Annotated in this window: 16 protein-coding genes; 8 read left to right on the forward strand and 8 right to left on the reverse strand. The window is 64.0% G+C overall.

Features of this window, described 5'->3' with window-relative positions; translation table 11 throughout:
* Positions 1-39: 39 nt before the first annotated feature.
* The 5 genes from hpf to lptC all read right to left on the reverse strand — a co-directional run bounded on the left by hpf (position 40) and on the right by lptC (position 4,708).
* Complete coding sequence (hpf, locus tag LB566_RS08525) at positions 40-618, reverse strand: ribosome hibernation-promoting factor, HPF/YfiA family (RefSeq protein ID WP_224624050.1); 579 nt, start codon at positions 616-618, stop codon at positions 40-42.
* A gap of 265 nt (positions 619-883) precedes the next feature.
* Positions 884-2,410, reverse strand: coding sequence for an RNA polymerase factor sigma-54 (gene rpoN, locus LB566_RS08530; RefSeq protein WP_224624051.1), 1,527 nt, complete (start codon positions 2,408-2,410; stop codon positions 884-886).
* A 195-nt stretch (positions 2,411-2,605) separates the two neighbouring features.
* Positions 2,606-3,424 carry an LPS export ABC transporter ATP-binding protein gene (gene lptB / locus LB566_RS08535; protein WP_140500202.1) on the reverse strand — a complete coding sequence of 273 codons (819 nt, stop codon included), beginning with the start codon at positions 3,422-3,424 and terminating at the stop codon, positions 2,606-2,608.
* Complete coding sequence (locus tag LB566_RS08540; protein WP_140549505.1) at positions 3,424-4,008, reverse strand: LptA/OstA family protein; 585 nt, start codon at positions 4,006-4,008, stop codon at positions 3,424-3,426. The genes lptB and LB566_RS08540 overlap by 1 nt, the downstream gene beginning before the upstream one ends.
* Positions 3,995-4,708, reverse strand: a complete 714-nt coding sequence (gene lptC / locus LB566_RS08545) for an LPS export ABC transporter periplasmic protein LptC (RefSeq protein WP_140500206.1) — start codon at positions 4,706-4,708, stop codon at positions 3,995-3,997. The genes LB566_RS08540 and lptC overlap by 14 nt, the downstream gene beginning before the upstream one ends.
* Positions 4,709-5,092: 384 nt before the next feature.
* Here lptC and sppA point away from each other — a divergent pair, with 384 nt between their 5' ends.
* The 4 genes from sppA to LB566_RS08565 all read left to right on the forward strand — a co-directional run bounded on the left by sppA (position 5,093) and on the right by LB566_RS08565 (position 7,823).
* Positions 5,093-6,049: a signal peptide peptidase SppA gene (gene sppA / locus LB566_RS08550; RefSeq protein ID WP_224624052.1), complete on the forward strand. Its 957-nt coding sequence runs from the start codon at positions 5,093-5,095 to the stop codon at positions 6,047-6,049.
* 80 nt (positions 6,050-6,129) lie between these two features.
* Positions 6,130-6,414: an integration host factor subunit beta gene (locus tag LB566_RS08555; protein WP_006200394.1), complete on the forward strand. Its 285-nt coding sequence runs from the start codon at positions 6,130-6,132 to the stop codon at positions 6,412-6,414.
* 53 nt (positions 6,415-6,467) lie between these two features.
* Positions 6,468-6,800: a DUF1049 domain-containing protein gene (locus LB566_RS08560; RefSeq protein WP_140500210.1), complete on the forward strand. Its 333-nt coding sequence runs from the start codon at positions 6,468-6,470 to the stop codon at positions 6,798-6,800.
* Between the two features lie 57 nt (positions 6,801-6,857).
* Positions 6,858-7,823 carry an ornithine cyclodeaminase family protein gene (locus LB566_RS08565; RefSeq protein ID WP_224624053.1) on the forward strand — a complete coding sequence of 322 codons (966 nt, stop codon included), beginning with the start codon at positions 6,858-6,860 and terminating at the stop codon, positions 7,821-7,823.
* On the opposite strand, the gene LB566_RS08570 is transcribed toward LB566_RS08565, so the two are convergent.
* From LB566_RS08570 to LB566_RS08580, 3 genes are all read right to left on the reverse strand, one after another.
* A complete protein-coding gene (locus LB566_RS08570; RefSeq protein ID WP_140549501.1) occupies positions 7,820-8,257 on the reverse strand; it encodes an EVE domain-containing protein in 438 nt (145 codons plus the stop codon). The genes LB566_RS08565 and LB566_RS08570 overlap by 4 nt on opposite strands.
* Positions 8,254-8,649 carry a VOC family protein gene (locus tag LB566_RS08575; protein WP_224624054.1) on the reverse strand — a complete coding sequence of 132 codons (396 nt, stop codon included), beginning with the start codon at positions 8,647-8,649 and terminating at the stop codon, positions 8,254-8,256. The genes LB566_RS08570 and LB566_RS08575 overlap by 4 nt, the downstream gene beginning before the upstream one ends.
* Positions 8,650-8,750: 101 nt before the next feature.
* A complete protein-coding gene (locus LB566_RS08580; protein WP_224624055.1) occupies positions 8,751-9,437 on the reverse strand; it encodes a helix-turn-helix transcriptional regulator in 687 nt (228 codons plus the stop codon).
* Between the two features lie 134 nt (positions 9,438-9,571).
* Here LB566_RS08580 and LB566_RS08585 point away from each other — a divergent pair, with 134 nt between their 5' ends.
* The 4 genes from LB566_RS08585 (at position 9,572) to LB566_RS08600 (ending at position 13,074) form a co-directional block, all read left to right on the forward strand.
* The gene (locus LB566_RS08585; RefSeq protein ID WP_224624056.1) at positions 9,572-10,657 is read left to right on the forward strand and encodes a class I SAM-dependent rRNA methyltransferase; all 1,086 of its coding nucleotides are present in this window, start codon (positions 9,572-9,574) and stop codon (positions 10,655-10,657) included.
* Positions 10,657-11,517, forward strand: coding sequence for a TrmH family RNA methyltransferase (locus LB566_RS08590; RefSeq protein WP_140549498.1), 861 nt, complete (start codon positions 10,657-10,659; stop codon positions 11,515-11,517). The genes LB566_RS08585 and LB566_RS08590 overlap by 1 nt, the downstream gene beginning before the upstream one ends.
* Positions 11,518-11,530: 13 nt before the next feature.
* On the forward strand, positions 11,531-12,019 hold the full coding sequence (lspA, locus tag LB566_RS08595) for a signal peptidase II (protein ID WP_140549497.1): 489 nt from the start codon (positions 11,531-11,533) through the stop codon (positions 12,017-12,019).
* A gap of 62 nt (positions 12,020-12,081) precedes the next feature.
* Positions 12,082-13,074: an MDR family oxidoreductase gene (locus LB566_RS08600; RefSeq protein WP_224624057.1), complete on the forward strand. Its 993-nt coding sequence runs from the start codon at positions 12,082-12,084 to the stop codon at positions 13,072-13,074.
* The last annotated feature ends 44 nt before the right edge of the window (positions 13,075-13,118 follow it).

A 13,118-nucleotide genomic window follows, 5' to 3' on the forward strand; every position in this document is an offset into this window, starting at 1 on the left:
GCCTGCCGTCACCAGTCCCCACCCCTCGTGCGGCCGGTTTTATCCCTGTGCGACCTTGGTCGTGGACGGGTCGATCCAGCCGATGTTCCCATCCGGCCGGCGATAGACGATGTTGACGTGATCGTTTCCGGCGTTGCGGAAGACGAAGACCGGACTGTCCTTGGTGTCGAGTTCGATGACCGCCGACGCCACCGACATGGTCTTCAGCGTCATGGTCGATTCGGCGACGATGGCCGGCGCAAAATCCTCCGGAATGTCCTCGTCGTCATCGGCAAGCGGCGCCATCACCGTGTATGCGATATCGGTGAGTTCGCCATTGCCCGAATTGTGCGATTTCAGCCGGCGCTTGTAGCGCCGAAGCCGGGTTTCCAGACGATCCGCCGCGGCCTCGAAAGCCAGCGTCGGGTCCTGGGCATCGCCGGTCGCCTGCAGCGAAGCGCCGGAATCCAGCCGGATCATGCAATCCGCCGAATAGCGCGAGCCCGATTTGATGACGGTGACATGTCCGGCAAAGCCGCGGTCGAAATATTTGCCAATCGCCTCGCCGACACGATCGTTGATGCGCGTACGGAACGCATCGCCGATATCCATGTGTTTTCCCGATATGCGCAGATTCATCTGAAAACTGACCTTCCTTGCTCAGGCTTCAAACTGGCCGGAGTTTATACTCGTGGTCCGTGCGCACAAGCTTTGCGGCGTCACTCGCGCCGATTTAAATCCAAACTTTCCGGTTGATCACAAGCCGCCTTCTTGACCATCCCTAGGCCATTGTCGTGACGGACCATCCGCTAGCGGGCGTCGAGCCCGTCTCATGCGGGCGGGCTTCTAGCCACTTCACCGCAGCTTGTCAATGAAGCGCGAAGGCTGTGGAAAATCGCCGAACCTAGCGCCCGGCGCTGGCAAGGGCCCGCTTCTCGCGCCGGCGCTGCACCGAGGACGGGATATTCATGCCTTCCCTGTATTTGGCGACCGTGCGCCTGGCGATGTCGACGCCGCTTTCGCGCAACATGTCGACGATCGCGTCGTCGGACAGGACGTCGACGGTTTTTTCCTCGTCGATCAATTGCTTGATGCGGTCGCGCACCGCTTCCGACGAATGCGCCTCGCCACCGCCCGACGCGGCTATCGAGGCGGTGAAGAAATAGCGCAGTTCGAACACGCCGCGCGGCGTCAGCATGTACTTGTTCGCGGTAACCCGGCTGACGGTCGATTCGTGCATGCCTATCGCGTCGGCCACCGTGCGCAGGTTGAGCGGCTTCAGCTGGCGCACGCCATGGACGAGGAAGGCATCCTGCTGGCGCACGATCTCCGATGCGACCTTGAGAATGGTTTTTGCCCGCTGATCGAGGCTTCGCGTCAGCCAATTGGCGTTCTGCAGGCACTCGGCCAGGAAATCCTTTTCGGCCTGGTTCTTGGCGTGCGGCGAAACCTGGGCGAAATAGATGTGGTCGACCAGCACGCGCGGCAGCGTTTCGGCGTTGAGTTCGACAGTCCAGCTGCCGTCATTGGCCGCGCGCACCTCGACATCGGCAATGACGGCGTCGCTGGCGCCGCCCGAAAATGCCATGCCCGGCCGCGGATCGAGCGCCCGGATCTCGGCCAGCATGTCGAGCAGGTCCTCCTCGTCGACGCCGCAGATCCGCTTCAGCGTGTGGAAATCCCGGCGCGCCAGGAGTTCGAGGTTGGCAACCAGCGCCTTCATCGCCGGATCGAGCCTGTCGCGCACGGCAAGCTGCAGTGACAGACATTCGGCAAGGTCGCGGGCGAACAGGCCTGCCGGCTCGAAGGTCTGGCACACCGACAGCACCTTGGCCACGGCGTCGGCGCCGCTACCAAGGCGCGAGGCTATCTCGGCCGTATCCGCGCGCATATAGCCGGTCTCGTCGAGGCCGTCTGCGAGTTCGCCGGCGATCAGGCGCGCCGCCGGATCGGCGAAGGCGAGCGCGATCTGCTCGCTGACATGATCGCGCAGCGTGATCGCGGTCGCCGCCATATCACCGGCGTCGAAGCCATCGGACGAGGAAGTGCTGCCATTGCCGGTCGCCGATTTCCACTGCGCCGTGAGGTCTGGTCCGAGCCGCTCGCTGGTGCCGGGGTCGTCCGGGAACAGATTCTCCAGCGAAGTGTCGAGCTTTTCCGAGATCGCCTCGGCGCTCCATCCCGCTTCGGTCTCGAACCAGTCGCCGTCGGTGGTCGTTTCCGGTGCCGCCTCGGTCCTCGGCACCTGGTCGCCGGCGGCATCGTCGTGCGGCTCGGCGCGCTCCAACAACGGATTGCGCTCGATCTCCTCGTCGATGAAGTGCTCGAGTTCGGCATGGGTGAACTGCAGCAGCCGGATCGACTGCATCAGCTGCGGCGTCATCACCAGCGACTGCGACTGTCGTAGCTGTAGTTTCGCCGCCAACGCCATGGTTCGGTTTCAAACGCCTCGTCTGCATCCGGACTGCCGGAAGGAATTTTCGCGAACCGATAGAAACTGGCCCGGCTTTTGCTTGTCAAGGCAAACGCTAGCAAAACCCGCTTACCGGAGCGTTATCCCGGAGCAAAATCGCGAGAAAACAGCCCCTGACAGGCAAAAAATCGCGTCAGGAAACAAATTTCACGCTCAAAGCGTGAATCCCTCGCCCAGATAGAGCCGCCGCACATCGGGATTTGCGACCACTTCGTCGGCCCGGCCATGGGTGAGCACCTGGCCGGCATGGATGATGTAGGCACGGTCGATCAGGCCGAGCGTCTCGCGCACATTGTGATCGGTGATGAGCACGCCGATGCCCCGCGCCGTCAGATGACGCACCAATTGCTGGATGTCGGCGACGGCGATCGGGTCGATACCGGCGAAAGGCTCGTCGAGCAGCATGTAGGCCGGGCGCGTGGCCAGCGCACGCGCGATCTCCAGGCGCCGACGTTCGCCGCCGGAAAGCGACATCGACGGCGCCTTGCGCAGATGGCTGATGTGGAACTCCTCGAGCAGTTCGTCGAGGCTGCGCTCGCGCTCCTTGCGGCTCTTTTCGACCACTTCCAGCACGGCGCGAATGTTCTGCTCGACGCTGAGACCGCGGAAGATCGAGGCCTCCTGCGGCAGATAGCCGATGCCCAGACGCGCACGCCGGTACATCGGCATGGAGGTGACATCGAAGCCGTCTATCTCGATCGTGCCCTCGTCCACCGGCACAAGGCCGGTGACCATGTAGAAACAGGTGGTCTTGCCGGCGCCGTTGGGACCGAGCAGCCCGACGGCCTCGCCGGCACGCACCCCGAGCGTGACGCCGCTGACCACCTTGCGACCCTTGTAGCTCTTGGTCAGGCCCTTGGCGATCAAGGTTCCCTTGAACTTCGCCTTATCGGCGGTGACCGTGGCCGGAGCCGAAACCTTGCCGGCGGCCCGCCCCGGAAGACGCGCCGTCAGCGACGACAGGCTGGCCATCAGGGGTTCGTCGCTCCCGATTTCGGCGGTGGCGTCATCGACATGATGACACGTCCGCCGCAGCCGTCGACATTGGCGAGGCCGGTCTTCATCTGCACGGTGAGCTTGCAGCCCTTGAGGACATTGGGGCCTTGCGACAGCACCACTTCCTTGCCGGACAGGACCAGCACCTGCGTCTTCATGTCGAAGGTGCCATTGTCGCCGGTCGCGATCTGGTCATTCGACTTGATGTAAACTTTTCCGCTGACTTCAAGATGGTCGATGTTGGCCGAGCCGGTCATCGCCGCTCCGGCTGCTTCCGTCCCCTTTGCGGCCGCATTCGGGTCCTTGACGTAGTAGACCATCATCTTGCCGGACTTGAGCAGGGTCGGACCCTGCACGACCGTGACGTTGCCGGTGAACACGGCGACGTTGTCCGCCTGCCGGACCTCCAGCTTGTCGCTCTCGATCTGGATGGGCTTGTCCCCCGATAGTTTGAGCCCGGACGCGCTCTCGGCGCTGGATTGCGCCAGCGCCGGCGCAAGCCCCAGCAAAAGCAGCGCCGAAGCTGCGGCGGCAACCCGTGTCGAACTAATGAGCCACATTCGCTTCTTCGCCCTTTGCCTCTGCCGCCTTCAGATTGGCGGGATCGATATTGACGCGCACTTTGTTCTCGAACACCAGAACCTTGCCATTGTCCTGCACCGACAAGGAATTCGCGGTGATCTGCGACCCGTCACGGCTGACGTCCACGGGGTCATCCGTCTTCATAGTGCCTTTGCCCATGTCGAGGAAGACCGATTTGAACCTGGCCTGAAGGCCGTCGGTCGTGGCGATCGTGACGTCGCTGGTCAGGTGCATCGTATTGCCTTCGCGATCGTAGGTACCATGCGTGGCTTTGATCGCAGCGACATTGTCGGCCGCGATCGGCACCTTGGCGTCGATGCCGTCAAGTTCGATGATGCCTTGCGTGCTGACGTCCTGTATGGCGCGCAATGCCGTCATGGAATAGGGCAATTTCTGCTTGGTGAAGCCGTTGAGCTTGGGGTTGGCCATTACCAGCTTGCCGTTGGAAAAGGCGGTGCCTTCCGCCTGGACCGCGACGGACACCGGTGCGGCGAGGTAGGAATAGACCGGGAAGGCGATGGCGATCAACGCCGCCAGCACCGGCACGGCGAATTTGAGCACGCGCACGCGGCGCGAATGCCGCCGTGCGCGATCGAACGCGTCCCCCCTCGCCGGGCCGTCCGCCGGGGGAGCCAACTCCGTCTCGGTGCTGCTCGCTTCACTCGTTCGCGCTAACATAACTGCTTTCTTCTAAAAACCCCTGCCCGCCTGGCAACACCGCCTATAGGTGGGACGTCGGCGCTTTCAAGCAAGCACAAGCCGACGAAAACCGCGAAAATGTGACAGTTACGGCCGTGCAGATCAGAACGGATCGACACCGACAGCCCTGCTTCATAGCAGAAATAGACGTCTAGCGTACATTTTTCGTTACCGCCGGCTCTCCCCTTTACCTGCCGTTCGTTTCGCGGACCAATCACGAAACCGATGTCTTGGCGGACGCTGACGCGCACTTGCCTCGCGTGCGCCGCGCGCGGATTGCCGCGTCATGCGCAGACGGAATTGCTTCCAGACCGGGACGTCATGGTCTAAAAGCATCTCTTTCCATCGACCGTGAGGCTGACCATGGCATTGAGAGCCGACGACCTGATCGACCGCCGCCGCTTGCGGCGTAAGCTGACTTTCTGGCGCGTTGCGGCCATCGCCATCGTTGCGCTCGGCATCATTGCGATCTCGGCCTGGTTCTATCGCGATGATTTCAGCGGCTCGGCCGTCGATCATATCGCCAAGGTCAGGATCGAAGGCACCATCACCGAGGACGACGAGTTGATCAAGCGGCTGGAAACCATCCGCAAATCGTCAAGAGTAAAAGGCGTGATCCTCGCCATCGATTCCCCCGGCGGCACGACGGTCGGCGGTGAATCGATCTATGAGGAGGTGCGCAAGCTCGCCGCCGACAAGCCTGTCGCGGCCGAGGTCGGCACGCTCGCCGCGTCGGCCGGCTACATGATCGCGAGCGCCACCGATCACATCGTCGCCCGCAAGACCTCGATCGTCGGCTCGATCGGCGTGCTGATCCAGTATCCTGATGTCAGCGGTCTGATGGACAAGCTCGGCGTCAAGCTGGAGGAAGTGAAATCCTCGCCGCTCAAGGCCTCGCCCTCGCCTTTCAAGCCGACCAACGACGACGAGCGCGCCATGGTCCGCAAGCTCATCCTCGACAGCTACGACTGGTTCGTCGGCATCGTCGCCGAACGCCGCAAGATGACCCGCGAGCAAGCGCTGGCGCTCGCCGACGGATCGATCTTCACCGGTCGCCAAGGGGTCGCCAACGGCCTGATCGACGCCGTTGGCGGCGAGACCGAGGCGATCGACTGGCTGGCGACCAAGGGCGTCGACTCGAAACTCAACGTGGTCGAATGGAAGAACACGGAGCGGCGCGGCGGCTTCCTGTTGTCCAAAGCGATGGTGAGAACGATCGCCGGCGCGCTCGGCCTGCCGGACTACAGCGGCGATATCATCCATGAACTTGGCGCCGACCGCTTGTTTCTTGACGGTCTCGTTTCCGTCTGGCACCCTTGAGATGCCGTTTGGGGTGGATGAAAAAGCAAACAAAATCATCCTCATAATTTCGACCGCACTGATTTCAGGGGACCCGTCCGATGATCAAGTCCGAACTTGTGCAGATTATTGCCACGCGCAATCCGCATCTTTTCCTGCGCGACGTTGAAAACATCGTCGGCGCGATTTTCGACGAGATCACCGACGCGCTCGCCGAAGGCAACCGGGTCGAACTGCGCGGCTTCGGTGCTTTTTCGGTCAAGAACCGCCCCGCCCGCACCGGCCGCAACCCGCGCACCGGCGAATCCGTCGAGGTCGAGGAGAAATGGGTGCCGTTCTTCAAGACCGGCAAGGAACTGCGCGAAAGGCTGAATGGCGGAAAGTAGGCGCGACGCCAGACCGGCCCTTCCCGGGAGGCCGGTTTCCGACGGAAAACATCATGCTCAATCGCTTCATGCTCATCGTGGTCTTCGTGCCCCTGGCGATCATCCTGATCGCGCTGGCCGTCGCCAATCGCGAACTCGTCGCCTTCACGCTGGATCCGTTCAATCCCGGCAATCCGGCGCTGACGCTCACTTTGCCGCTGTTCATCTTCCTGTTCCTGGCCCTCGCCGTCGGCATGGTCGTCGGCAGCCTGGCGACCTGGGTCAAGCAGGGACGCTACCGCAAGCTGGCGCGCCAGCGCGGCGTCGAGGCCGAGAACCTGCGCCAGGCGATCGGCCGCACCCCGTCGACACCGCAGGGACCGGTGCTGCCGAAGCCGACCAACTGACCGCCGCACGGCGCTGTGGGTCCTCTCGGGCCCGCGATTTTCTTCACGGAGTTTCCCATGCTGACCATTTCGGCCGCAGAGGTCGACCAGGCGTTGACGTTCCCAGGGCTGGTGGAGACGCTGCGCGTGGCTTTCCGTGACGGCGCGGTGCAACCCGTCCGGCACCATCACACGGTCGAACGGCCGGACGGTGCGGCCTCGACCTTGCTGCTGATGCCGGCCTGGACCGATTTCAACGCAGCCGGCATCTCGGCCGGGGGGCATATCGGCGTCAAGATCGTTACCGTCTCGCCCGACAACAATGCCATCGGCAAACCGGCGGTGATGGGGCTCTATCTCCTGCTCAACGGCGCCACCGGCGAACCGGAGGCCCTGATCGACGGCCAGCGGCTGACGCAATGGCGCACGGCCTGCGCCTCGGCGCTCGCCGCATCCTATCTGGCGCGCGAAGACGCTTCCCGGCTGCTGGTGATCGGGGCCGGCGCGCTGTCGCCCTTCCTCGCCAAGGCGCATTCCTCCGTGCGGCCGATCAGGACCATCCGCATCTGGAACCGCACCTTGGCCAATGCCGAGAAGGTCGCGGCCGCTTTGCGCGCCGACGGCTTGCCGGCAAGTGCCGCAACCGACCTCGATGCCGAGCTCGGCCAGGCCGACATCGTCTCGTCGGCGACGATCGCGACCGATCCGCTGATCAAGGGCGCCCGCCTGAAGCCGGGAAGCCATGTAGACATGGTCGGCGGCTTCACCCCGACAATGCGCGAAAGCGACGACGAGGCGATAAGGCGCGCCCACGTCTATGTCGACACCCGCGCCGGCGCCACCAAAGAGGCGGGCGACATCATCATACCGCTCGCTTCGGGCGTGCTGAAACCGGAAGCCATCATAGCCGACTTGCACGAGCTGGCGCGCGGCCAGAAGCAAGGGCGCGGGAGCGCCGACGAGATCACGCTGTTCAAGTCGGTCGGCGCCGCGCTCGAGGACCTTGCCGCCGGCATTGCCGTCTACAAGGCGCTCAGGACCTAGTTTACTGTCTCGGCTGGCTTAGCGCCCATTGCTTCGGCGATTACGGCGAAATCGGCCGCGCTTACCGAGAACAGGCCGAAGCGCAGTTGATACCCCCAATTCGGCTTGCCGGCCGTGAAGTCCAGCCTGTCGAGCAATGGCTTGATCGGCGCTTCTCCGGCCGCCGCCCAGTCGACATCGCGGCGAAAGGGCGTGAAGCCGCCGCCCATGTCGCCTTGATAGGGCTCTCCCTCCCGCACCGTGCCGATCGCCGTGAACGCCCGCAGCCCGTCTTTCTCGCCCAAAATCGTTGTCGGCGAATAATAAACAATGCCGTCCCCGGGCTGGACCCGCCGCAGCGGCGCCGCCTTGCCGTGGTTGACCTGCATGAAGCCGCCCTCACGGCCGCGCCGGACGTGCTGCGCCGACGCCACCGCGATCCAATACGCGCTCATTCCTGCTCCCCGCCGGCCTGCTGCCCGTCCGAAAGCCAGTAGACCCGCAGGCGATGGTTGTCGGGATCGAGCGCAACGAAGGTGCGGCCGAAATCCATGTCGGTCGGCGTCTGCAGGATCTTCAGCCCGCGCCCCGACCAGTCGGCATGGGCGGCGTCGACTGCCTCGGGCGTATCCAGCGCAAACACGATCTCGGCGCCGCCACCGGCCACTGCCGCCGCCGGTTCCACCGTATGCTTCGACCACAGACCGAGTTTGAAACCGTTGTCGAGCACGAACAGCACGAATGTCGGCGCGCTTTCGACCGGTTCGCGGCCGAGCAGCGCGCTGTAGAAGGCGCCGCTACGCTGCGGCTGGTCGACGTAGAGGATGACGAAATTGGGGGTGACCATGTCTGTTCTCCAGGGTTTGGACCGGGACAGACATAAAGCGCGCCACTGTCAGATTCTGGCAGTATCCGTCGTGGGAGGCGCCCTGGAGAGCTTACACACCGCTAACGCCGTGGAGTGTCGAGCGTCGCCCGCCATTCCTTCAGCAGCGCCTGACGGCGGCGCGGATAACGCAAGCCCGTCATCTTGAGCTCGGCTATGCGATCGGTGCGAAAATGCCGGAAATCCTGCCGCATTTCGCACCACGCCACCACGACCCGCACCTTGTCGAAGAACCCAAGCGCGAACGGCCACACCACGCGCCGCGAGCCCGCGCCACCGGCATCGCGATAGAAGAAGTCCAGCTTGCGCTCGTTTCGGATCGCCTGCCGCACCAAGCCGAGATCGATGCTTTCGACAGTCGCGGCGGGCGGCCCGACCAGCAGTGCGGTGGCGTTGAGATCCTCGCGCAGATCATCCGGCAGCACCGACGCGATCTTGGCAAGCGCGTTGACGGCCGCTGCCGAAAGTCGCGTATCCGGTTGCTTGGCGACCCAACGCGAACCGAGCACGACAGCCTCGATCTCCTCGTCGCTGAACATCAACGGCGGCAACATGAAGCCGGGCTTCAGCACATAGCCGAGCCCAGCCTCGCCCTCGATCGGCGCCCCCTGGCCTTGCAACGTCGCGATGTCGCGGTAAAGCGTGCGAATCGAAATCCCGAGTTCGTCGGCGAGCGACTGCCCGCTCACCGGCATACGATGCCGGCGTAATGTCTGGATCAGGTCGAGCAGGCGTTCGGAGCGGGACATATCGAAGATTTGCCTGTTTCTTTGACATTGGTCCATCGCAAGCCGACATGACCAGGCGACGCCTGAGCGGCGGACTTGGTTGCGAAGCCGGTTGCCCTATGTCAAAAGCGGCCACGCCTCGGAGATGCTCCTGCTTGAAATCTTTTCGCGACAAACGCCGCGACAGCCGTCCGCCCGCGAAAAGCGGTGCACAACAGGCGCGTCCGCATGAAGGTCGTGGAACGGCCAGGCCGGATACCAGGCCGCATGAGCGGCCCGGCGCCGGCACCGAGGAGCGCCCCGAACCGAAGTCGGTGCCCCGCATCCTGGCCCGTCGCGACGGCGCTCTTCCGGCCGAACAGCTTCCGCTGATCCTCGAAGTGGCACCCAATGCCGATTATGCGCTGCTCGACAGCGGCGCCGGCCAGAAGCTCGAACAATACGGTCCTTATCGGATCGTCCGCCCAGAGGGCCAGGCGATCTGGCAGAAGGCGCTGCCGGCAAGGGAATGGGACCGCGCCGACGCTGTCTTCACCGGCGATACCGACGAGGAAGGCATTGGTCGCTGGCGCTTCCCCGGGACGCCGCTCGGCGAGACCTGGCCGATGAAGCACGACGGCATCGATTATCTCGGCCGCTTCACCTCGTTTCGCCACGTGGGCGTGTTTCCCGAGCAGGCCTCGCACTGGGATCACATGGCCGGACTGATTGCGGCGGCCAGGCGGCCGGTCAAAGTGCTCAACCTGTTCGGTTATACCGGCCTTGCCTCGCTGGTGGCGGCGCGCGCCGGCGCCGAGGTCACCCATGTCGATGCCTCGAAAAAGGCGATCGGCTGGGCCCGCGAAAACCAGGAGATGGCCGGGCTTGGCAACAAGCCGATCCGCTGGATCGTCGAAGACGCGGTGAAATTCGCCGAGCGCGAGGAGCGCCGCGGCAGCCGCTATGACATCGTTCTGTTCGACCCGCCCGCCTATGGCCGCGGCCCCAAGGGCGAGGTCTGGCAGTTGTTCGAGGACCTGCCGGCATTGACCGATCTCTGCCGATCGATCCTGACTCCGAAACCGCTTGCCGTGGTGCTGACTGCTTATTCGATCCGCGCCTCCTTCTTCGCCATCCATGCCCTCATGCGCGACACCTTTGCCGGCATGGGCGGCAGGGTTGAATCGGGCGAATTGATCATCCGCGAAAAATCGGCGGGCCGCGCGCTGTCGACCTCGCTGTTCTCGCGCTGGGTGGCCTGATGAGTGGATATGACGGCGCCCGTCCGGTCGGGCAGGTGAAAGAGGTCACCAGCCTCGCCAATCCGCTGGTCAAGGACATCAAGGCGCTGGCCTTGAAAAAATTCCGCGACCAGCAGAACGCCTTCATGGCCGAGGGACTGAAGCTGGTCATCGATGCGCTCGACCTCGGCTGGCAGATCAGGACCCTGGTCTTCGCCAAGGCCGGACGCGGCAACGCGGCGGTTGAGAAGGTCGCTGCGCGCACGGTTGCATCAGGCGGCACCGTGCTCGAAGTCTCGGAAAAAGTGCTTGTCGCCATAACCCGCCGCGACAATCCGCAAATGGTGATCGGCGTTTTCTCGCAGAAACTCCTGGCGCTGAAGGATATCCGCGCCGACAATGGCGATGTCTGGGTGGCGCTCGACCGGGTGCGCGATCCCGGCAACCTCGGCACCGTCATCCGCACGGTGGACGCCGTCGGCGCCAAGGGCGTGATCCTGGTCGGAGACACCACCGATCCCTTTTCGGTGGAGACGGTGCGCGCCACCATGGGCTCGATCTTCGCCGTTCCGGTGGCCAAGGCGACGACCGAGGCATTCCTCGCCTGGCGCGGCGGGTTCTCGGGTCTCGTCGCCGGCACGCACCTCAAAGGCGCGGTCGACTACCGCTCGGTCGATTTTTCCCGGGGGCCGGTGCTGCTGATGATGGGCAATGAACAGCAAGGCCTGCCCGAAAGCCTGGCGGCGAGTTGCGACAGGCTGCTCCGGATTCCGCAGGCAGGCCGTGCCGATTCGCTCAATCTTGCCGTCGCCACCGGCGTCATGCTGTTCGAGATCCGCCGCGGCGCGCTGAAACTGGACCCGATGGTGGATCCACAATGAGGGTTGCCCGATCGTGAAATCATGGTCTCCCTATGCGCTGCTGGTCGTTGCGGCCATCGCGCTCGACCAATGGATAAAACACTTGGTCGAGACCGGCCTTCCCTTTCAGGAAAAGCTCGATCTCCTGCCCTTCCTGGCGCTGTTTCGCACCTACAACACCGGCATCGCCTTCTCGATGTTCTCATCCTTCGGCGATACCGGCCTGGTGGTCATCGCCGTACTCGTCGTCGCCTTCGTGCTCTATCTGGCCACGCACACGCCCGCGGGCCATGTGGTTGCCCGCACCGGCTTTGCCTTGATCATCGGTGGCGCGCTCGGCAATCTGATCGACCGCGCCGTCTACGGCCACGTCATCGACTACATCCTGTTCCACACTCCGGTCTGGTCCTTTGCCGTGTTCAATCTCGCTGACGCCTTCATTTCGGTTGGCGCCGCGCTGGTCGTCCTTGACGAAGTTTTCGGCTGGCGGCGCCAGCCCAAGCCCCAGGGTCCCGACGCCTGAGCGATTGACCCGGCGCGGCCGCCGCAGCAGAGTCCAAACGTCGATAGATCGAGGAGAGAAAAATGCCCGAAACCTTCAAAGCCATCCTCGTTTCGCGCGACGCCGAAAAGAAGCAGTCGGTGGCGGTGACCGACCTCACCGAAGCCGATCTCATGGAGGGTGACGTCACCGTCGCCGTCGAGGCGACGACGGTGAACTACAAGGATGGGCTCGCAATATCGGGCAAGGCGCCGGTCATTCGCCGCTGGCCCTTGGTGCCAGGCATCGATTTCGCCGGAACGGTCTTATCCTCTTCCCATCCCGACTGGCGCAAGGGAGACAAGGTCGTCCTGAACGGCTGGGGCGTCGGCGAGACGCATTTTGGCGCCTATGCCGGGCGCGCCCGCGTCAATGGCGACTGGTTGGTGCCGCTTCCCGACGGCATCAGCGCGCATGAGGCGATGGCGGTCGGCACCGCCGGCTATACCGCCATGCTGTGCGTCATGGCACTGGAGCGGCACGGCATCGTGCCCGATCGCGGGCCCGTGGTGGTGACGGGCGCGGCCGGCGGCGTCGGTTCGGTCGCAGTCTCCATCCTGTCCAGCCTGGGCTATCACGTCATTGCCTCGACCGGGCGCAATGCCGAAAGCCCGTATCTCATCGATCTCGGCGCCGCGGAGGTGATATCGCGCGACGAACTCAGCCAGCCGACCAAGCCGCTCGCCAAGGAGCGTTGGGCGGGCGGCATCGATTCCGTCGGCAGCCACACACTGGCCAATGTGCTCTCTATGACCTCCTATGGCGGTGCCGTCGCGGCCTGCGGCCTGGCGGGCGGCATGGACCTGCCGTCGAGCGTGGCACCTTTCATCCTGCGCGGCGTTTCGCTGCTCGGCATCGATTCGGTGATGGCGCCGAAACCGGTGCGGCTTGAGGCTTGGCGCCGCATCGGCGCCGACCTGGATCTGCGCAAGCTCGCCAGGCTGTCCAAGACCATCGGCTTCGACGACATCATCGGCGCCGCGCGAGACATCGTCGACGGCAAGATCCGCGGCCGCGTCGTCGTCGACATGCAGTGAGTTCGCCGGGGTAAAACAACCTATCCGCTAAAATTCGAACGATC

It is taken from the genome of Mesorhizobium sp. CA13 (assembly GCF_020165235.1).
In the GTDB taxonomy this organism is placed as follows: domain Bacteria; phylum Pseudomonadota; class Alphaproteobacteria; order Rhizobiales; family Rhizobiaceae; genus Mesorhizobium.

Bases quoted from the DNA above. Each gene is read 5' to 3' on its own strand.
- rpoN (WP_224624051.1), bottom strand. From the start codon at position 2,410: ATGGCGTTGGCGGCGAAACTACAGCTACGACAGTCGCAGTCGCTGGTG.
- LB566_RS08570 (WP_140549501.1), bottom strand. From the start codon at position 8,257: ATGAGCGCGTATTGGATCGCGGTGGCGTCGGCGCAGCACGTCCGGCGC.
- LB566_RS08575 (WP_224624054.1), bottom strand. From the start codon at position 8,649: ATGGTCACCCCCAATTTCGTCATCCTCTACGTCGACCAGCCGCAGCGT.
- lptB (WP_140500202.1), bottom strand. From the start codon at position 3,424: ATGGCCAGCCTGTCGTCGCTGACGGCGCGTCTTCCGGGGCGGGCCGCC.
- LB566_RS08565 (WP_224624053.1), top strand. From the start codon at position 6,858: ATGCTGACCATTTCGGCCGCAGAGGTCGACCAGGCGTTGACGTTCCCA.
- hpf (WP_224624050.1), bottom strand. From the start codon at position 618: ATGAATCTGCGCATATCGGGAAAACACATGGATATCGGCGATGCGTTC.
- LB566_RS08540 (WP_140549505.1), bottom strand. From the start codon at position 4,008: ATGTGGCTCATTAGTTCGACACGGGTTGCCGCCGCAGCTTCGGCGCTG.
- LB566_RS08580 (WP_224624055.1), bottom strand. From the start codon at position 9,437: ATGTCCCGCTCCGAACGCCTGCTCGACCTGATCCAGACATTACGCCGG.
- LB566_RS08590 (WP_140549498.1), top strand. From the start codon at position 10,657: ATGAGTGGATATGACGGCGCCCGTCCGGTCGGGCAGGTGAAAGAGGTC.
- LB566_RS08555 (WP_006200394.1), top strand. From the start codon at position 6,130: ATGATCAAGTCCGAACTTGTGCAGATTATTGCCACGCGCAATCCGCAT.
- sppA (WP_224624052.1), top strand. From the start codon at position 5,093: ATGGCATTGAGAGCCGACGACCTGATCGACCGCCGCCGCTTGCGGCGT.
- LB566_RS08560 (WP_140500210.1), top strand. From the start codon at position 6,468: ATGCTCAATCGCTTCATGCTCATCGTGGTCTTCGTGCCCCTGGCGATC.
- lptC (WP_140500206.1), bottom strand. From the start codon at position 4,708: ATGTTAGCGCGAACGAGTGAAGCGAGCAGCACCGAGACGGAGTTGGCT.
- LB566_RS08600 (WP_224624057.1), top strand. From the start codon at position 12,082: ATGCCCGAAACCTTCAAAGCCATCCTCGTTTCGCGCGACGCCGAAAAG.